Consider the following 19341-nt stretch of genomic DNA (forward strand, 5'->3'; position numbering starts at 1 on the left):
AACAGGGAGGTTCATTCCATGGCTGAAGACATCAAGGTGATTGTGTTTAAACTCGGAACTGAAGAATATGGCATTGAAGTGGAAAAGGTGCAAACGATCGAGCGTATGATGCCGATTACCCGTGTACCCAAGACGTTTTCCTTCATCAAAGGGGTGATCAACTTACGTGGTGTAGTTATTCCGGTTATTGATCTGCGCGGCCGTTTTGGCATTGCGGAGGCGGAACATACGGATCAGACCCGTGTGATCATTGTAAACGTTAATGAAATGGAAGTTGGCTTTATTGTTGATTCTGCTAATGATGTCATTGACCTGAACCGGGATTCCATTGATACACCTCCAGACGTTGTGGGGGGCATCAAAGCTAAGTATCTAGACGGGGTGGCCAAAATCGGAGAAGACCGTTTGCTGATTATGCTTAACTTATCCGAAGTGCTGAACAAGAACGAAATCGTGCAATTGGAAAGTCTAGAGGGCTAACCTGTGGAGCTATTCAAAAACTTTAAGGATTTTAAAATGGATGTGCTCAAGGAAGTCGGGAATATTGGAGCTGGCAATGCAGCCACCGCGTTGTCGCAGCTTCTGGGCAAACCGATTGATATGGCTGTCCCTAAGGTGCAACTTCTGAATTTTGATGAAATTACTGACAAAGTCGGTGGTGCTGAAGAACTGGTATATGCCGTGTTCCTAAGAGTGGAAGGTGAAGCACCAGGTAATTTGTTCTTCATACTCACACCAGAGGCAGCTATTAATCTGCTTAGCCGAATTGCCGGCATTGAGCTAATGGAGGGTGACGAATTGGGAGAGATGGAACTATCCGCGCTGAACGAAATCGGCAATATTCTCGCGGGTTCCTATTTATCTTCTCTTGCAGATTTCACTTCGTTGTCTATGTACCCGACTGTACCTGCACTTGCTATGGACATGGCTGGCGCGATATTGAGCTATGGCCTGCTGCAATTTGGGCAAATGGGGGATGACGCTTTGCTGATTGATACGACTTTTCTTGAAGGGCAGAACGAAATTGAAGGGCAATTTTTCCTTATTCCCGATCCGGAATCTTTCCCGAAAATCTTCAAATCATTAGGAGTACCATTCGAGAATGATTGAAGAACAAAGCATCATCAAAGTAGGCATGGCGGATCTTAACGTAGGCAGTCAAGAAAGTCTTGTCCGTACAACTGGACTTGGCTCCTGCGTAGGAGTAACCTTGTTCGATCCTGGGAAAAAGCTTGCAGGGATGGCACACGTTATGTTGCCTTCATCTGAGATCGCCCGGGAAGGACAAATGAATATCGCCAAATTTGCGGATACCGCTTTGCCGGAGCTATTATCCCGCTTGCTTGCGCTTGGCGCCGTCCGGAGCCGTCTTGTAGCCAAAATGGCTGGCGGCTCACAGATGTTCGCTTTTGCCGGGGGGAGTGACACCATGAGGATCGGGCCTCGTAATGTGGAATCCTGCAAGATTGCTCTTCAAGCCTTGAATATTCCGCTGCTTGCGGAGGACACAGGTGGAAATTTTGGCCGAACGATAGAAATTGCCTGTAGCACCGGAATATTGTATATTCGCAGTGTTCAAAAAGGCACTAAGGAAATATAGCGATGAATGGTAAACTTCTATTAAGTCTGTTGTTTGGATTGCTTGGCTTTGGCTTTACCTTTCTAATTAACTATGGGCATAACTTATTGGGAACCAGCTTGATTCGAGGAATTTTTGGATTTATTGTCTGGTTTCTGCTTGCCTTTCTCTTAAGATGGGTATTGGGTTTTATTGTTAAGCAATCGGGTTCTCCGGAGAACGGCGAGACAGCTTCCATTGATGGGAGTGAGAACCTCGGTAGTAATTTCGATATCAGCACTCCGGGCGAAGATGAAGAACTAATCAATATGCTAAAACAGAAACCGGAACAACAAGGGAGTGGGGATGTGGAGGACTTTACACCGCTTCAACCTCCCAAACTGGTTTCTATGAAAGATCCTGAAGAATTGGCCAAGGCCGTTCGTCACCTGAAAGAAGAATAAGCGGGTTCTGCTTATGCCCGCTGACTAAACTTTGGGAAGGGTGAAAGCCGTTGAACGAGCATAAAGCTTCTCAATCGGAAACTGACGGGCTCTGGGAACAGTGGAAAGAACACGGGAATCCTGATGCCAAGAAGAAACTGATTGAGAGTTACCTCCATATTGTTGATTATGTGTCCAGCCGCTTGGCAGTGGGGTTACCCAAGAATGTCTCCAAAGATGATTTGGCCAGCAATGGTGTGATGGGCTTGATTGATGCTATAGAGAAATTTGACTACAAACGGGGGCTGCAGTTTCAGACCTATGCCTCCTGGCGGGTGCGTGGAGCGATTCTTGACTCTTTGCGCCAAAGTGATTGGGTTCCCAGATCGGTCAGGGAAAAAGCAAAGAAAATCGAGGACGCCTACCAACAGCTTGAACAGAAATACTTGAGATCTGTGAGTGACGAGGAAATGAGCCAATATCTGAACATTACAGAGCCGGAATTTCAAAATATGCTGCAGGACGTGGCAGTCATGTCACTATGCTCACTTGAAGATCCTATCCGTGAAGAAGAATCAGAGACCCGCATGTCAATATTGGTGGATGATAAGGCTAAGAATCCAGATCGAAAAGTAAATGAATTTTATTTACGTGATACCCTGACCAAAGGCATCGAGAAACTAACAGTGAAAGAACGGACAGTCGTGTCCCTTTTATATTATGAAGATTTGTCTTTGAGCGAGATCGCCGAGGTGATGTCACTGTCGCCTTCACGGATTTCGCAGCTTCATTCGAAAGCTATTTTGCGGCTGAGAGGAACACTTGAAAAAAACCGTGATCTTCTCATGCAAAACGACTAACCGGGCGACGGTGAGGGGGAGCAGAAATTGATCGGTCATTATGCTTTGAGCCAGTATATTAGTATTACCTTTTCGGAGGATAAGGGGATTGCTTACCTTCAGTTTTCTAAGAAGGATGAAAATTTCTCTTGTACGATTGAAGATCTGGAAAGCTTCCTGCACAGTCACAACATTCGCTACGGGATTCAGCGGGACATCGTTCAACGTATCAGCAGCAATCCAGAGGAATACTTTTTCAGCAGGGTGCCTATAGCGATAGGACAACCTTCTGTGAATGGTACAGACGGCCGAGTAGTACTCACTGTCGATCTGGAAGAGGACCGCAAACCGCTGGAGATGGCGGATGGGAAAGTAGATTACAAGGACCTGGTAAGGCTTCATAATGTTCTAAAAGGTCAGATTATCGCCAAAGTCATTCCGCCTCAGCCAGGAAAAACCGGCATGATGGTTACCGGTGAAGAACTGCCGTCCAAACCGGGCAAAGAAGCTCATTTCAAAGTCGGGAAGAATGTGCTTGTTGATCAGGAAGAGACGGCTATGTATGCGGCTATTGATGGTCTAGTGACTTTAACAGACAAGGGAAAGATCAATGTTTTCCCGGTATATGAAGTCAATGGTGATGTTGATTACAGCACGGGTAATATTGATTTTGTCGGAACGGTTGTGATTCGGGGCAACGTACTGACGGGCTTCACCGTTAAATCTGCAGGCGATATCCGTGTAGTTGGAGGAGTTGAAGGCGCAGAGTTGATCTCGGGCGGTTCAATCGAAATTACCGGAGGAATCATAGGCTATAACAAGGGTCTTGTGAGTGCAGGGAAAAATGTGAAGGTTTCCTTCATCCAGGATGGGAATGTAGTGGCAGGTGAGGATGTTATCGTGTCACAGAGCGTAATGCACTCTAATATCAGAGCTGGCAAGGATGTTTTATGCAATGGAACAAAGGGTTTGATTGTTGGTGGCGTAGTGCAGGCTGGTGAACGTGTAGTGGCACGGACCATCGGTAACACAATGTCGACAGCAACGGCTATAGAGGTAGGCGTAGTACCCGAACTGAGAAATGAGATTAACGAACTGCGTCAAGAGCTGCGCCATCTCCTTGAGAATGAAGATAAGACTAACAAAGCGCTGTATCTGCTTAATCAACTTGCAAACAACGGCCAGCTCTCTCCAGACAAGGTGGCGCTTCGCGTGAAACTGAACGCAACCAAGCAATCTCATATGCGTGATGAGAAGAAGATCAAAGAGCGCGTGCTAGAGATCGAAAAAATGCTTGAGGATACAGGCAGAGCTAGAGTAGAGGTTATTAAAACCATCTATGGAGGTTCTAAAATTGTGATTGGCAGGTATACCCGCTTCGTCAAGGACCCAACAGAAAGGGTTACCTTCATCTACAGTGATGGGGATATCTCTATGAGTCCTAATATTTAAAAATGAGGACGATACTTATCTGATTGACGTTGCTTTGGAAAACCGGTTTTGTAACCACTTCAGTGAGGAGAGGGTATTTATGAGTCTGAAACCGGTGGAACTTCAAATTGCTTTGCCCCGGACAACTGAAGCAGGAAAGATTCAAAATGGGCTGCAGCATCGGCCTGCACTGGATCAGCAGCAGTTGGCAGGCCAGAATGTGAAACAAACGGAGCAACTCGCTCAGCGGAGCAGCGAAGTAGATGAGTCCGCTGAATCTGCTTTACGTGATGACCGAAGCGGACAACATCAATCTGGCAGTCATACCCCCCCTCACAAACATCAGAAGCCGGAGACCAGTCATGATGCCGAACACCCTTATAAGGGGCATCGCATTGACCTCAGTCTATAATATTCTTGATTTGAACTTCTAAAGGAGATATGCACTTGCAACCATGGGTATACATCGTGCTGGTAGGCGCTGTCGCTATCGTTTATGCCCTGAGACTGCCAGTACGTGCTAAAGACGAGTCAGCAGACAGACAGAGTCTGAAAGAAACGGAAGCCGCGCTTGAATTGTATATGGCCGACATCGAGCGTGATCATGACAATATGCTGCAGCTGGTCGGCAGTATCAAACAACAGTCGCAAAACAACCGGGCTGCGCTGCAAGAGGAGATTGCCGGATTGAAGGAGCAAGTAGCTGAGTTGCAAAAAAACTCAATGTTGCTTGACGCCAGGCTGACAGCTGAGGAAAAAAGTCTACTACAGTTATCAGCGGCTTTTGGCAAAGGGAATGCGGCTGTTTCACCAGCCACCGGTCAGAGTATGCATACTGAGTCTGTAATCGATGCACCTGTTCCCAAACCGAAACCGGTCAGTTCAATCAAACAGCGTTATCCCAGGTTGTTTGAGCTGCATGAAGAAGGAAAATCTATTGACTCTATTGCCAAGACGGCAGGTCTTCAGCGTGGTGAAGTTCAGCTGATCTTGCAGCTTGCCAAACAGGAGGAGTCGGTATGATCAAGAATCGTTCGTTCATGTTGGGATTGGGTGCTGGCCTGATTATTGGTGCATTGCTGCTACAGTTAATGCTCTCCGGAGGAGCTGCACCCATGACCAAAGATGAGCTGGTCAAGGAAGCGGCTAAACTTAATTTAACCGTTAACGATCCTGCCGCAAAAGCACCAGATGAAGACGGAGCTGATTCTGCGCAGGGAACAGAGGGGGCTGCCAAAGAAAATGATACTACAGCAGTTGCCGGATCTCCCAAGCCATCTGCTTCACCGAAAGCCTCTCCTGCAGCTTCACCTAAGGCTGCGGTTAAGCCAACAGATGCTAACAAACCAGTGAAGCCTTCAGCTCCCGCCAAACCATCCTCCTCAGCTGCAGTTAAGCCAAAGGTAACTTCGTCGACGGTGAATACGCCTGCTACACCTGCTCCTGCGGTTGCTGGCACCATATCTGTTAAGATTCCTACGGGAATTACACTCTCCGAGACTGCTGACCTTTTGGCGGAGGCAGGTGTCATTGATGATAAAGCTGAGTTTTTGAAGAGTGCGAACAACCGTAAAGCTAATACTAAAATTCAATATGGCGGCTACAGCTTTATAAAAGGTGAGGGTATTAATTCTATCATTGACAAACTGATCACCGTAAAGTAGCTATTTGCGGAGGAAATTTATTTGAAGCGTTGCATACGTTATTTTAATATGGTATAGTAATAAACGGTGTTAAAACACACGCCGGTTGATTTCGACAAGGGGTGCTTTCTTCTGAAGAAAGTCTTGTAGAAAGATGACACGCGGCGGAGGAGACACACAAAAAAACCAATACTAGGAGGTGTGTGAAGATGGCAGTAATTTCCATGAAGCAGCTTCTCGAAGCTGGGGTTCACTTCGGTCATCAGACTCGTCGTTGGAATCCAAAGATGGATCGTTATATCTTCACTGAAAGAAACGGAATTTACATTATTGACCTGCAAAAAACGGTTAAAAAGGTAGAGGAAGCTTACAACTTTGTAAAGAGCGTCGCTGGCGACAACGGCACAATCCTATTCGTAGGAACAAAGAAACAAGCACAAGATTCCGTAAAAGAAGAAGCTGAACGTTCGGGTATGTTCTTCATTAACCAACGTTGGCTGGGCGGTACCCTGACTAACTTCCAAACTATTCAGAAGCGGATTGACCGTCTGAAGAAATTGGAACTTTGGGAAGAAGACGGTACCTTCGCAGTTCTGCCTAAGAAAGAAGTAATCCTTCTCCGCAAAGAGAAAGATCGTCTTGAAAAATTCCTGGGCGGTATCAAGAACATGAAAGGTCTGCCTAGTGCGCTGTTCATCATTGACCCGCGTAAAGAGCGCATCGCTGTTGCGGAAGCTCGTAAACTGGGTATCCCAATCGTAGCTATCGTTGATACTAACTGTGATCCGGATGAAATCGACTACGTGATCCCGGGCAATGACGACGCGATTCGCGCCGTGAAATTGCTTACTGGTAAAATGGCTGATGCAGTTGTGGAAGCTCACCAGGGCGAAGATACAACTACAGCTTAAGTAGTAGCCGGAACTTAACTAGAACTTAAATGAAAAGGGTGGTTGGCAGGTGGATAACCTCTCACTGCCCTTTTTTTAGGATAATAGACATGAAGCGTGTAACATAACGACAATTATCTGGAGGGAATTAACAATGGCAGTAGATGCAAAAGCAGTAAAAGAACTTCGCGAAAGAACAGGCGCGGGAATGTTGGATTGCAAAAAAGCGCTGGAAGAAGCTAACAACGATATTTCGAAGGCAGCAGATTTGCTTCGTGAAAAAGGTCTTTCCGCCGCTGCTAACAAAGCTGGACGTATTGCTACAGAAGGCGTTGTTGAGTCTTATATCCACGCTGGCGGACGTATCGGTGTGCTTGTCGAAATCAACTGTGAAACTGACTTCGTAGGTAAAACGGATTCCTTCAAAGAATTCGCACGCGATATCGCTATGCAGATCGCTGCAGCAAATCCGCTGTATGTTCGTCGTGAAGAAGTACCAGCTGAAGCTGTTGAGAAAGAAAAGGAAATTCTGAAGGCTCAAGCTCTGAACGAAGGCAAGCCTGAGAAAATCGTCGAAAAAATGGTTGAAGGACGTATCAGCAAGTTCTATGAAGAATATTGCCTGCTTGAACAAACCTTCGTTAAAGATCATGAAAAGACAATCTCCCAACTGCTGAACGAAAAAATCAGCACTATCGGTGAAAATATCTCTATCCGTCGTTTTGTTCGTTACGAACTGGGCGAAGGCCTGGAAAAGAAAGTCGACAACTTTGTAGAAGAAGTTATGGCTCAAGTGAATCAATAATAGTAATCTGCATACAGAATTGAATAAAGGCAAGCATCAAAAGAGCGGAACACATACACGTAGTGTTCCGCCTTTTGTAAGAAAGTGAGGGTATACAATTGGAACAGCCGGTATTTAAGAGAGTAGTCCTTAAGGTTAGCGGTGAATCACTCGCAGGACAAAACGGATATGGCATTGATGCGGAGACGATTATTTCCATCGCGGAACAGGTCAAGGAAGTCGTTGAGCTAGGGGTTCAGGTTGCCATTGTGTGCGGTGGAGGCAATATCTGGCGTGGAATCGCGGGCAGCGCAAGTGGAATTGACCGGGCTACAGCTGATTATATGGGGATGCTCGCCACGGTTATGAACTCGCTTGCACTTCAGGATGCGTTGGAGCAAATTGATGTGCCGACACGGGTGCAGACTTCAATTTCCATGCAGCAGATTGCTGAGCCCTATATTCGCCGCCGTGCTATTCGGCATTTAGAGAAGGGCCGTGTGGTTATTTTTGCAGCGGGTACGGGTAATCCGTTCTTCTCCACGGATACAACGGCAGCTCTAAGAGCAGCCGAAATTGAAGCGGAAGTCATTCTAATGGCGAAGAATAAAGTAGATGGTGTATATTCTGCTGACCCATTCAAAGATAGTACAGCCGAGAAATACGAGCAACTCACGTATATGGATGTGCTCAACAAAAATCTTGGTGTTATGGATTCCACCGCTTCCTCTCTGTGCATGGATAATAATATACCGCTCATTGTGTTTGCTATTACAGAGCAAGGCAATATCAAACGTGTCGTTCTCGGTGAGAAGATCGGAACGATTGTTAAAGGGAGTGTAGATTAATGCCACAATCGGTTAAGAAGAATGCCGAAGAGCGTATGGAAAAAGCGATTTTATCTCTGAAACGGGATTTGGCAACACTGCGGGCAGGACGTGCTTCTACATCACTCCTGGACCGTATTCAGGTAGAATATTACGGTGCGCCTACTCCAATCAACCAGTTGGCCAATATTAGTACTCCAGATTCACGGACCCTCCTGATCCAGCCTTGGGATAAAACCTCGATGTCGGACATCGAACGCGCGATCATGAAATCGGATATTGGGATTACTCCAGCCAATGACGGTACTATTATTCGCCTTTCTATTCCGCCGCTTACTGAAGAACGCCGCAGTGAACTTGTGAAGTTCACCAAGAAATTTGGTGAAGAGGCCAAGGTAGCCATCCGCAATATCCGTCGGGATGCCAATGATGACATCAAAAAGATGGAAAAAAACGGTATTTCGGAAGATGAGTCCCATGGGCACCAAGAAGACATTCAGAAGTCAACGGATAAGTTCATAGCCGAAGTTGATAAAGTGCTCTTGGCCAAAGAAAAAGAGATTATGGAAGTATAATGAAATTCAAGAGACTTCAGGCCCCTCCGTATATGGTGGGGTTTGTCTCTTTCTGATAAGAGCTTGGAGGAAACGGAAATGATCAAACGGATTCAAGCGTGGCTGAGCCGTAAAGACAGGCAGCAGGAGCCAATTGAGATTTCACCGGATAACATTCCCCGTCATGTGGCTGTCATTATGGATGGCAATGGCCGCTGGGCTAAACGTCGAGGATTACCGCGGATCGTTGGCCACCAGAACGGGATGAAGGCAGTCAAACGTACTACAATTGCCGCGAATGATCTGGGTGTGGAGTTCTTGACCATGTACGCTTTCTCTACCGAAAACTGGAAACGGCCGAAGGAAGAAGTGGATTTTTTAATGCGCTTGCCAGTCGAGTTTCTGGCTCTAGAGCTTGACGAACTTATTGAAAAAAATGTGCAAGTACGTGTGATGGGCGACACTGACGCTCTGCCATCTCATACCCGTAAGGCTATGGAGGAAGCAGTCAACCGTACTAAGCACAATACAGGCCTTATTTTGAATTTTGCCTTAAATTATGGTTCGCGCAAAGAAATAGAAGATTGCATGCGGGGATTGGGACAGGACATTCAGGATGGAGTATTATCACCGGAAGATATTACATCTGAACTGATCGACAGCAGACTATTGAGTTCAGGAATGCCTGACCCTGACCTTCTTATTCGTACGAGCGGAGAGATGCGGCTAAGCAACTTTATGCTCTGGCAGGTTGCCTACAGTGAGTTCTGGTTTACAGATGCATACTGGCCGGAATTTGATAAGTCGCATTTGTTGCAGGCTGTAGCGGAGTATCAGCGCCGTACACGCCGTTATGGTGGACTGAAGTAGCCTGATGGGAGATGGGAACCATTGAAGCAGCGATTGATTACCGGAATTATAGCCGGCGCGGTATTTTTAGGATTGTGCTTTTGGGGAGGCTGGCCATACCAGCTGCTGCTGACAGCTATGGCTCTCATCGGTTTTTATGAATTTGTGAAAATGACAGGCACACAGACTTTTGGTGGTACTGCTATTGTAGGTTATCTATCTGTAATGTGTTTTATGATCCCTTGGGATTTAATGGGTATCTCTGAATGGTTTTCTTGGGAGCAAGGGATTTGGCTATTAATGCTGGTTTTTCTCTTGATTACAGTAATCAGCAAGAATAAGTCGGATGTTAAAATTGCAGCTATATTGTTTACCGGAATTGTATACATAGGAATGGGTTTTTCCTATATGTCTATTGCACGTGGTGCGGGGGACGGGCATGGTTTGATCTGGACTTTCCTGCTGCTGTGCTGTATCTGGGGCAGTGATGCTGGTGCTTATTTTGTAGGCAGAAGCTTTGGCAAAAACAAGCTGTGGCCAGCTATAAGTCCCAACAAAACCGTGGAAGGAGCCCTTGGCGGGGTGTTGATCTCCATTCTGATTGCAATTGGTTTTGCTTTATTTGTTCCTGATCTCCTGACTATAGGACGTGCGCTTCTTATCGGAATTTCATGCGCGGTTCTGGGTCAGCTGGGTGATCTTGTACAATCTGCCTATAAACGGGTGTACGGTATTAAGGATTCAGGCTCGCTGCTGCCTGGTCATGGAGGTATTCTTGACCGCTGCGACAGCTGGATTATCGTATTTCCTTTCGTACATATCGTAATGCTTATGCCATACTACTAACGCCAGGGAGAAGGTTCTACTGTGAAAAGAATAAGTATTCTCGGCTCCACGGGTTCGATCGGGACACAGACGCTGGATGTAATCGCCATGCACCCGGATGCCTTTGAAGTGGAGGGCCTGGCCGCTGGAAGCAATACTGCCCTACTGTTAGAGCAGATTCAACGTTTCAAGCCACGCCGCGTTTCTGTGTCCTCCAAAGAGCTGGCTGAGGAGATCAGAACGAGTCTTCCTGAGGGCGTGGAACTTTTTAACGGGAATGAAGGACTGGTTGAGATCGCTGCAGGCGGAGATGCGGATACTTTGGTAACAGCGGTAATGGGTAGTGTCGGGTTACAGTCCACGCTTGCGGCAATTGATGCTGGAAGACATATTGGCTTAGCCAATAAGGAAACACTCGTTACAGCCGGACATCTGGTGACTGAGCGTGCCGTGAGAAAAGGCGTTCAAGTGCTCCCAGTCGACAGTGAGCATTCTGCTATATTCCAGTGTCTTAATGGTGAAAACCGTGAGGATATTGCCAATATTACGCTTACTGCCTCCGGCGGCTCATTTCGGGACTATTCCCGGGATCAGCTTAAGGAGGTTACGGTTGAAGATGCCCTGCGGCATCCGAACTGGAGCATGGGGTCCAAAATCACGATTGACTCGGCCACTATGGTGAATAAGGGCTTGGAAGTAATTGAAGCTCATTGGCTGTTCGGTTTGCCGTATGAACAAATCCAGGTAATACTGCATCCGGAAAGCATTATCCATTCTTACGTGGAGTTCCGGGACAGCAGTATAATAGCTCAGTTGGGTAACCCGGATATGCGCGTTCCGATCCAGTATGCGCTCACCTATCCGGACCGGTGGGCTTCACCGGCCAAACGATTGTCTCTGGCTCAAGTCGGTCAACTAACCTTCAGGGAAATGGATTATGTGCGTTTTCCAGCGCTGAAGCTTGCGATAGAATGCGGGAAGGCCGGAGGGACGAACACTACTGCCTTTAATGCCGCTAACGAAATCGCTGTTGCCCGCTTCCTGCGTCATGAGATTCCTTTCTTACGGATTGAAGAGATTATTGAAGAAGTACTGCAGCATCATGAAACGGTTGCATTCCCGGATCTGGAACAAATTGAGTATTGCGACTATACAACACGTGAACTTGCAAGTAAGTTGTAATCCGCTCTAAATAAGATATATCCGTGGATTTTTGCTTTACCCTGAAAAATAGGCTGGGGCTGTTGATTCTCTTGTGCAGGGTCTTGGAATAATGATAAATTAAGAGGACATACTTCGGTCTTACACCTAAAGGGGGAAAGTTACGCATGGAAATGGTAAGAGTCGTTTTTTTAACGGTGTTCATGTTTTTTGTACTGGTAACAGTGCATGAATGGGGACATTATTATTTTGCCAAACGCGCCGGTATTCTTGTGCGGGAATTTGCCATCGGTTTCGGCCCGAAACTGTTTTCTTATAAACGAAATGAAACCCAGTTCACACTTCGTTTGCTGCCCTTTGGGGGTTATGCTAGGATGGCCGGTGAAGATCCGGAGATTATTGAGATTGGTCCTGGACAAACTATTGCTGTTAGGCTGGGACAAGATAACAAGGTTAAGAACATATACCTGGATTCTCTCGACACGCGCAGAAATGTGATTCGCGGGGAAGCGCAGTACACGGATCTGGAGAACGAACTGAAGATCCGTCTGGACGTAGACGGGGAAGTAACCGTATATGATGTTCATCCGCAAGCAATGCTCATTAAAGGTACCCAGCAGACACAAATTGCACCTAAGGACCGCCAATTCGGCAGTAAAACCGTTGGTCAGCGTGCGATTGCTATTTTTGCCGGACCGGTGATGAATTTTATTCTCGCCTTTGTGCTGTTTGCCCTGCATCTGCAAATGGCGGGAATTCCCATCGAAAATCCTACGTATGTGAAAATCGGTGATGTTAGTGCCAACATGCCCGCAGAAGAGGCCGGACTGCAGAAAGGCGATATCGTCGTATCTGTAAACGGGGAGAAAATCGGCGGGGATTATCAAAAGATGATCTCGTTAACCTCCGCTTCCAAAGGCAAAGAGATGCAGTGGACATTACAGCGTGGTGAAGAAACCTATAATGTGGCTATGATTCCCCGCAGTATGGAGGGAGAAGAAGGCGGTAAAGTAGGTATTACTCCGGAGTTGCCTACTCGTCAGGCCGGGTTTGGGGAGACGTTCTCCAAATCAGGTATAGCGATGGTGGATACGACCAAGGCGATATTCATGGGCTTTAAACAATTAATCAATAATTTTAACATGGATGATATTTCAGGACCTGTTGGTACAGCAAAAATGACCGGACAGATCGCTCAGCAGGGGATTCAGTATTTAACCTATTGGGCGGCTATACTGAGCCTGTATCTGGGAATATTTAATCTGCTGCCGATTCCTGCGCTGGACGGAAGCCGGCTGGTCTTCCTTGGTGTGGAAGCATTGCGCGGCAAGCCGGTTGATCCTGGCCATGAGGGTATGGTCCATTTCGTCGGCTTTGCGATGCTGTTCCTGGTAATGATTGCTGTTACGTATAATGATATATTGCGTCTCATAAGCGGTTGATTTTCCTTGTTTCACCTAATTTTTATCATTACGTTTTTCACTTGGGTCTACACTTTTGGGGGTCCCCGCAAAGCACCTGAATCAGCTTTTATGAATATTCAACACTTTGTGGGGCTATTTTAGGAGGAGTTTCACTACATGGCCAAAGATAAGCAGTTCGTTACAGAGATTACGCCGCAGGGCGAGGATTTCTCACGCTGGTACATTGATGTTATTAAAAAGGCGGATTTGATGGACTACTCACCGGTCCGCGGTTGTATTGTGTTCAAACCGGATGGCTTTGAAATCTGGGAACATATCCAGGAAGAAATGAACCGGCGCTTCAAGGAAACAGGACATCGTAACGCTTATTTTCCGATGTTCATTCCAGAGAGCTTTTTCCAAAAGGAAAAGGACCACATCGAAGGTTTTAATCCTGAACTGCCTTGGGTCACGGAAGCGGGCGGCGATAAATTGGAAGAACGTCTGGCAATCCGGCCTACGTCGGAAACCATGATTGGGCATATGTATTCCAAATGGATTCAGTCTTACCGTGATCTCCCGGTTCTGATCAATCAATGGGCCAACGTGGTCCGTTGGGAGAAGCGTACACTTCCATTCATTCGCACGAGTGAATTCCTCTGGCAGGAAGGACATACCGCTCATGAGAATGAAGCTGAAGCTCGTGAAGAAACGATGCAGATGCTGGAGATCTATCGGGATTTTGTAGAAGGGTATCTGGCGATTCCGGTAATTACCGGACAAAAGACCCCATCGGAGCGTTTTGCCGGCGCGGTAGATACGTATTCCATTGAAGCCATGATGAAGGATGGACGAGCTGTACAGGCGGGAACTTCGCATTACCTGGGCACCAAATTTGCAGTTGCTTTTGAAATCCAGTACCTGAGCCGGGAGAATGTGCTTGAGCATGTACATACCACTTCATGGGGAACAAGCACACGTCTGATCGGTTCCATGATTATGGTTCACGGTGACGACCGGGGCCTCGCGTTGCCGCCGAAAGTTGCACCTACACAGGTTATTATGATACCGATCGGACCGCCTAAGACTCGTGACGCTGTCATCGGCCGAACAGACGAGCTGTTCAAGGAACTCAAAAACGCAGGTGTTCGCGTACGCGTGGATGACCGGGCGGATGTAACCCCAGGATGGAAGTTCAATGAGTATGAAATGCGCGGAGTGCCAATCCGTCTTGAGCTGGGGCCACGTGATATGGAGAACGGCGTCTGTGTGCTGGTCTCGCGTATCAGCGGAGAGAAGAAGGTCATCCAGCAAGCGAATCTGGTGGAAGAAGTACAGACGATGCTAGAGCAGGTGCATAACGAAATGTTCGAGCGCGCGCTGAAATTCCGTGAGGATCACTTCTATTCGGTGGATACACTGGATGAAATGAAGGCTTCCATGGAGGAGAAACGAGGCTTTGCACTGGCAGGCTGGTGCGGCTCCGAGGCGTGCGAATCCAAGGTGAAGGAAGAGACGGGTGCTACAAGCCGCAACATTCCTTTCAACCCTGCCGAGACGAAGCAAGTGTGCATTTGCTGCGGCAAACCAGCGGCGCATACGGTTGTTTTTGCCAAAGCCTATTAATTTGTTTCAGCATTGTTTATGATAAAGATTCTAGTACGTTAATCTAGCTTCTGGTGAGAGGAGTCGGCGGGCCGAAAGAACCCAAAGCTTTTTGACCCGGAAGCTTTTTAAAATCTGTCTCATTCTTATGATTTGCTGAAATCAGGCGTTTTTATTATTGCGTAAGTTAGGTGGGGGAAGCATGGAACTGAACGTGGAGAGAAGAAAGCGGTTCGAGCTTTTGATGAAGCAAGGTGAAATTCCGCCCGCGATTATTGATCCTTACTTCTTGGATGGATACATTGAACGTGTGGAAATCAGCCGAGGCAATCATGACTGGCATATCGTTATTGTCAAAGAAAGTTTGGTTCCGGCCCAGACGTACCGGACCTTTGTACTGAGAATGCGTGAGAAGCTGCAGCATATTGCCAAAGTCAGCTTCTTGTTCCTATATGATGACAAAATCAGCAGAGCGGAGCTTGTGCAGGAATATTGGGGGCTATTTCTGGAATGGGCGCAGCGTGAAATCCCTTCTGTCAATGGCTGGTTGACACGCTCCAGCCAGGAGCTGCAGGACGGTACACTTTTACTGAGCCTAAATGACTCCATGTCCCTGGAGCTGGCCCGCAAAAAAGGGATCGAAGGCGCGATTGTGAAATTTTACGATAAATTCTTCGGTCTCCCCCTGAAGGTTAAGCTCCAGATTGCCGAGAGTGAGAGCAAAGCGGATGCCTATGAGGAATTCCAGCAGAAACTGCAGCAAGAACAGCGTGAACTGGTGGAAATGATGATGATGGCCAGTGAACCTGATGAGCCTGTAGAGGAAGGGGATCCGAACGAGGTTATTAAGCTCCAGGTCGGTTATGAGATTAAGGAGCAGGCTGTGCCCATTCTTGAGATTCAGGATGAGGAAAAGAAGATCACGATACAAGGGACTATTTTTGGTCTTGAGAGCAAGGAGCTTCGCAACGGAAATACGCTGTTCACTTTCTGTATTACAGATTTTACGGACTCTCTGCAAATCAAAATGTTTGCCAAGACCAAAGAAGATCTGAAGGTCATGGGACAACTGGCTAACGGCAAATGGGTCAGAGCACGCGGTAAAGTAGAATATGACCGGTTCATGCAAGTTCCTGAACTGGTGATGATTCCTTCGGATCTGTCCGAGGTTCAGGCACCACCTGCCCGTAAAGATATAGCCCCAGTGAAGCGTGTTGAATTCCATCTGCATACGACAATGAGTACAATGGATGCGGTCGCACCGATCGATGCGTATGTTAAAACAGCCGCGAAATGGGGTCACCCCGCAATTGCCGTCACGGATCACGGTGTGGTTCAGAGCTTCCCTGATGCAGATCACGCGGCCCATAAGCACAAAATCAAAATGCTTTATGGCGTAGAAGCCAATGTTGTCAATGACTCGGTGAATATTGTAGAGAATCCGCAGCCCTTGGAACTGAAGACAGCGACCTATGTTGTATTTGATATAGAGACCACGGGTTTATCAATTACACGTAACAATATTACCGAGCTTGCAGCGATCAAGATGTGCGAAGGCAAGGAGCTTGACCGGTATTCAACATTTGTGAACCCGCATGAAAAAATTCCTTATCATATCCAGCAACTGACCAATATTACGGATGAAATGGTGAAGGATGCACCGGACCTGGAGCCTGTGCTTCAGGAATTCGTGGATTTTGTAGGTGATAGCATCCTCGTAGCCCACAATGCAAGATTTGATATGGGATTCATTCAGGCATCACTAACGAAGCTGGGCAAACCGATATTATCAAACCCTTCGCTGGACACTCTGGAGCTGGCGCGTCTGTTGTTCCCGAGCATGAAAAATCATAGGCTGAATACATTAGCAGACAAGTATAAAGTACTGCTGGAGAGCCATCACCGTGCGGTAGATGATACCGTTGCGCTGGGGGGAATCCTAAACGGCCTGCTGGCTGATGCTGAGAAGCTCAAGAACCTTACCCGGCTGGACCGGTTGAATGATTATGTCGGTAATGATCTCTCCAACACCCGACCGTTTCACTGCGGTATTTATGCGCTGAATCCAGTGGGGAAAAAGAATCTGTATAAGCTGATTTCCATGTCTCATACCGAATTTTACAAGCGGGTACCGTGTATACCAAAGTCCAAGCTAGAACAGTATAGAGACGGTCTGCTGGTGATTTCCGGTTGTGAACGGGGCGAGTTTTTTGAGGCGGTGCTGAACAAGACTGTGGAAGAGGCAATGGAAGTTGCGCAGTTTTATGATGTTCTTGAGATTCAGCCGCTGACCATGTATATGCATCTGGTAGACAAAGGTTTTGTTGCCAGTCCAGAGGATTTACGGGGAGTGGTGCGTAAAATCTGTGAAATTGGCGAGCAGTTGAACAAGCCGGTTATTGCCACTGGAAATGTGCACTACCTGGAGCCAAGGGATAAACTGTTCCGTGATATAACGATTCATGGAATTACCGGCTTCAGCCCGCTGAAGGATCAGCGTAAGCCGGACGCCCATTTCCGCACTACGGATGAGATGCTGGCTGAATTTGAATTCCTGGGTGCGGAGAAAGCGATGGAGGTTGTTGTTACTAACACCGTAGCCTTAGCTGAGCGTTTTGAGGAATATCCGCTTTTTCCAAGCGACCTGTTCACACCTATAATTGAAGGGGCAGACGACGAGATCCGGGAAACCTGCTACAATACGGCAAAATCGATCTATGGTGAAGAACTGCCGGAGGTTGTCGTTGCCCGGCTCGAAAAGGAGCTTGCGCCGATTATTAAATACGGTTTCTCTGCCAACTATCTAATTTCTGAGCGGCTTGTCAAGAAATCCAATCAGGATGGTTACCTGGTAGGGTCGCGTGGTTCCGTAGGATCATCTGTGGTGGCAACCTTTCTCGGAATCTCCGAGGTAAATCCGCTGCCTGCCCATTATATCTGTACAAATCTGGAGTGCAAGCATAACGAATGGTTTCTTGACGGCAGTGTGCCGAGCGGCTTCGATCTTCCAGATAAAACATGCCCAAACTGCGGAGGCAAACTCAAAGGCGAGGGGCAGGATATTCCGTTTGAGACGTTCCTTGGTTTTAAGGGAGACAAGGTTCCCGATATCGACCTTAACTTTTCGGGTGAGTATCAGCCGACTGCGCATAACTTCACCAAGACCATGTTTGGACCGGACAATGTATTCCGTGCCGGCACCATTGGTACTGTTGCAGAAAAGACCGCTTTTGGCTTCACAAAAAAATACGAGGAGCATCATCAGAAACGGTGGCGCGGAGCCGAAGTCGGGCGTCTGGCGGCAGGCTGCACCGGTGTGAAACGGAGTACGGGGCAGCATCCCGGCGGTATCGTTGTTTTGCCGGATTATATGGAGATTGAAGATATCACCCCGGTTCAGTTCCCGGCGGATGATGTCACCGCAGAATGGAAGACGACCCATTTCGATTACCATGCGTTTGATGCCAATCTGCTAAAGCTCGATATACTGGGCCACGATGATCCGACGATGATGCGTATGCTCCAGGATTTAACTGGTGTTGACCCAACGACCATTCCGATGAACGATCCGAAGGTCATGAGCATGTTCAACTCTACCGAAGCGCTGGGGGTAAGGCCCGATCAGATCCGGACACCTGTGGCAACCTACGGAGTACCTGAGATGGGGACCAAATTTGTCCGCCAGATGCTAGTGGAGTCGAAGCCGTCCAGCTTTGCCGACTTGCTGCAGATCTCGGGTTTATCCCACGGCACCGGAGTTTGGCTTGGTAATGCTCAAGAGCTTATTAAGAACAACACCTGCAATATTAAGACAGTTATTGGTTGCCGCGATGATATCATGCTCTTTCTAATTTATAAGGCGGGAATGGATGCAGGCCTGGCTTTCAAAATTACCGAAAGTGTTCGTAAGGGCAAGGGGTTGTCTGCCGAATGGATAGAGGAAATGAAGAAATGCAAGGTTCCACAGTGGTATATTGATTCTTGCCTGAAGATTCAGTACATGTTCCCGAAGGCACATGCTGCCGCCTATGTAATTTCTGCAGTACGGACCGCCTATTTCAAGCTGTACCATCCTATTGAGTATTATGCGACTTATTTTACGGTGCGGGCAGCTGATTTTGACATTGAGTTGTGCTGTAAGGGCTATGAGGCTATTGCCCGGCAAATTGTTGAGATTGAGCAAAAAGGCTTCCAGGCACTTCCGAAGGAAAAAGCGATGCTGCCTGTGCTTGAAATGGCTCTGGAGATGACCGCACGCGGCTTCACCTTCAAAAATATCGATTTGTACCGTTCCGATGCAACCAAATTCACCGTTGATGGCAATAGCCTGATTCCTCCGTTCTCTTCACTTGCTGGAATTGGAGATAACGCAGCGATCAATATTGCGGCTGCCAAGAATGCCGGGGAATTTCTGTCCATCGAAGATTTCCAGCAGAAATCCAAGGCGAGCAAGACGGTTATCGAACTGCTGAACAATATGGGCTGCTTCCGCGGATTACCGGAGAGCAACCAGCTTTCGTTGTTCTAAC

The 19341-nt window shown here is 47.4% G+C and carries 19 protein-coding genes; all 19 read left to right on the top strand.

Features of this window, described 5'->3' with window-relative positions; translation table 11 throughout:
- Positions 1 to 18: 18 nt before the first annotated feature.
- A complete protein-coding gene (locus A3848_RS27135; protein ID WP_074088129.1) occupies positions 19 to 480 on the top strand; it encodes a chemotaxis protein CheW in 462 nt (153 codons plus the stop codon).
- 36 nt (positions 481 to 516) lie between these two features.
- Positions 517 to 1110, top strand: a complete 594-nt coding sequence (locus A3848_RS27140; RefSeq protein WP_371915998.1) for a chemotaxis protein CheC — start codon at positions 517 to 519, stop codon at positions 1108 to 1110.
- Positions 1103 to 1600 carry a chemotaxis protein CheD gene (locus tag A3848_RS27145; RefSeq protein ID WP_074088133.1) on the top strand — a complete coding sequence of 166 codons (498 nt, stop codon included), beginning with the start codon at positions 1103 to 1105 and terminating at the stop codon, positions 1598 to 1600. Before A3848_RS27140 ends, A3848_RS27145 begins: the two co-directional genes overlap by 8 nt.
- Positions 1601 to 1602: 2 nt before the next feature.
- Complete coding sequence (locus A3848_RS27150; protein WP_074088134.1) at positions 1603 to 2022, top strand: hypothetical protein; 420 nt, start codon at positions 1603 to 1605, stop codon at positions 2020 to 2022.
- 50 nt (positions 2023 to 2072) lie between these two features.
- Positions 2073 to 2861: a FliA/WhiG family RNA polymerase sigma factor gene (locus tag A3848_RS27155; protein WP_074088136.1), complete on the top strand. Its 789-nt coding sequence runs from the start codon at positions 2073 to 2075 to the stop codon at positions 2859 to 2861.
- Between the two features lie 27 nt (positions 2862 to 2888).
- The gene (locus tag A3848_RS27160) at positions 2889 to 4292 is read left to right on the top strand and encodes a flagellar assembly protein A (protein ID WP_074088138.1); all 1404 of its coding nucleotides are present in this window, start codon (positions 2889 to 2891) and stop codon (positions 4290 to 4292) included.
- A 79-nt stretch (positions 4293 to 4371) separates the two neighbouring features.
- Entirely contained in the window at positions 4372 to 4683 is a 312-nt protein-coding gene (locus tag A3848_RS27165) for a hypothetical protein (RefSeq protein ID WP_074088139.1), read from the top strand.
- A gap of 35 nt (positions 4684 to 4718) precedes the next feature.
- Positions 4719 to 5294 carry a hypothetical protein gene (locus A3848_RS27170; RefSeq protein ID WP_083612407.1) on the top strand — a complete coding sequence of 192 codons (576 nt, stop codon included), beginning with the start codon at positions 4719 to 4721 and terminating at the stop codon, positions 5292 to 5294.
- Positions 5291 to 5935: a hypothetical protein gene (locus A3848_RS27175; protein WP_074088143.1), complete on the top strand. Its 645-nt coding sequence runs from the start codon at positions 5291 to 5293 to the stop codon at positions 5933 to 5935. The genes A3848_RS27170 and A3848_RS27175 overlap by 4 nt, the downstream gene beginning before the upstream one ends.
- Positions 5936 to 6123: 188 nt before the next feature.
- Positions 6124 to 6825 (top strand): 30S ribosomal protein S2, encoded by a 702-nt coding sequence (gene rpsB / locus A3848_RS27185; protein ID WP_020434093.1) that lies wholly within the window; start codon positions 6124 to 6126, stop codon positions 6823 to 6825.
- Between the two features lie 133 nt (positions 6826 to 6958).
- Entirely contained in the window at positions 6959 to 7609 is a 651-nt protein-coding gene (gene tsf, locus A3848_RS27190; protein WP_074088145.1) for a translation elongation factor Ts, read from the top strand.
- 98 nt (positions 7610 to 7707) lie between these two features.
- Positions 7708 to 8436, top strand: a complete 729-nt coding sequence (gene pyrH / locus A3848_RS27195) for a UMP kinase (RefSeq protein ID WP_074088146.1) — start codon at positions 7708 to 7710, stop codon at positions 8434 to 8436.
- A complete protein-coding gene (gene frr, locus A3848_RS27200) occupies positions 8436 to 8990 on the top strand; it encodes a ribosome recycling factor (RefSeq protein WP_074088147.1) in 555 nt (184 codons plus the stop codon). Before pyrH ends, frr begins: the two co-directional genes overlap by 1 nt.
- A gap of 78 nt (positions 8991 to 9068) precedes the next feature.
- Entirely contained in the window at positions 9069 to 9839 is a 771-nt protein-coding gene (locus A3848_RS27205; RefSeq protein WP_074088149.1) for an undecaprenyl pyrophosphate synthase, read from the top strand.
- Between the two features lie 21 nt (positions 9840 to 9860).
- Positions 9861 to 10664, top strand: a complete 804-nt coding sequence (locus A3848_RS27210) for a phosphatidate cytidylyltransferase (RefSeq protein ID WP_074088151.1) — start codon at positions 9861 to 9863, stop codon at positions 10662 to 10664.
- Between the two features lie 21 nt (positions 10665 to 10685).
- Positions 10686 to 11825: a 1-deoxy-D-xylulose-5-phosphate reductoisomerase gene (locus A3848_RS27215; protein WP_074088153.1), complete on the top strand. Its 1140-nt coding sequence runs from the start codon at positions 10686 to 10688 to the stop codon at positions 11823 to 11825.
- 146 nt (positions 11826 to 11971) lie between these two features.
- Positions 11972 to 13246 (top strand): RIP metalloprotease RseP, encoded by a 1275-nt coding sequence (gene rseP / locus A3848_RS27220; protein ID WP_074088155.1) that lies wholly within the window; start codon positions 11972 to 11974, stop codon positions 13244 to 13246.
- A 138-nt stretch (positions 13247 to 13384) separates the two neighbouring features.
- A complete protein-coding gene (proS, locus tag A3848_RS27225; RefSeq protein ID WP_074088156.1) occupies positions 13385 to 14833 on the top strand; it encodes a proline--tRNA ligase in 1449 nt (482 codons plus the stop codon).
- Positions 14834 to 15014: 181 nt separating this feature from the next.
- Positions 15015 to 19340, top strand: coding sequence for a PolC-type DNA polymerase III (locus tag A3848_RS27230; protein ID WP_074088158.1), 4326 nt, complete (start codon positions 15015 to 15017; stop codon positions 19338 to 19340).
- Position 19341 lies beyond the last annotated feature (1 nt).

Source organism: Paenibacillus sp. P32E, from assembly GCF_001909085.1.
GTDB classification, from domain to species: Bacteria; Bacillota; Bacilli; order Paenibacillales; family Paenibacillaceae; genus Paenibacillus_AQ; species Paenibacillus_AQ helianthi.

What these genes read in the sequence shown, in the direction of transcription:
- A3848_RS27135 (WP_074088129.1), top strand. Translation starts at nt 19, where the DNA reads ATGGCTGAAGACATCAAGGTGATTGTGTTTAAACTCGGAACTGAAGAA.
- A3848_RS27140 (WP_371915998.1), top strand. Translation starts at nt 517, where the DNA reads ATGGATGTGCTCAAGGAAGTCGGGAATATTGGAGCTGGCAATGCAGCC.
- A3848_RS27145 (WP_074088133.1), top strand. Translation starts at nt 1,103, where the DNA reads ATGATTGAAGAACAAAGCATCATCAAAGTAGGCATGGCGGATCTTAAC.
- A3848_RS27150 (WP_074088134.1), top strand. Translation starts at nt 1,603, where the DNA reads ATGAATGGTAAACTTCTATTAAGTCTGTTGTTTGGATTGCTTGGCTTT.
- A3848_RS27165 (WP_074088139.1), top strand. Translation starts at nt 4,372, where the DNA reads ATGAGTCTGAAACCGGTGGAACTTCAAATTGCTTTGCCCCGGACAACT.
- A3848_RS27175 (WP_074088143.1), top strand. Translation starts at nt 5,291, where the DNA reads ATGATCAAGAATCGTTCGTTCATGTTGGGATTGGGTGCTGGCCTGATT.
- rpsB (WP_020434093.1), top strand. Translation starts at nt 6,124, where the DNA reads ATGGCAGTAATTTCCATGAAGCAGCTTCTCGAAGCTGGGGTTCACTTC.
- tsf (WP_074088145.1), top strand. Translation starts at nt 6,959, where the DNA reads ATGGCAGTAGATGCAAAAGCAGTAAAAGAACTTCGCGAAAGAACAGGC.
- frr (WP_074088147.1), top strand. Translation starts at nt 8,436, where the DNA reads ATGCCACAATCGGTTAAGAAGAATGCCGAAGAGCGTATGGAAAAAGCG.
- A3848_RS27205 (WP_074088149.1), top strand. Translation starts at nt 9,069, where the DNA reads ATGATCAAACGGATTCAAGCGTGGCTGAGCCGTAAAGACAGGCAGCAG.
- rseP (WP_074088155.1), top strand. Translation starts at nt 11,972, where the DNA reads ATGGAAATGGTAAGAGTCGTTTTTTTAACGGTGTTCATGTTTTTTGTA.
- proS (WP_074088156.1), top strand. Translation starts at nt 13,385, where the DNA reads ATGGCCAAAGATAAGCAGTTCGTTACAGAGATTACGCCGCAGGGCGAG.
- A3848_RS27230 (WP_074088158.1), top strand. Translation starts at nt 15,015, where the DNA reads ATGGAACTGAACGTGGAGAGAAGAAAGCGGTTCGAGCTTTTGATGAAG.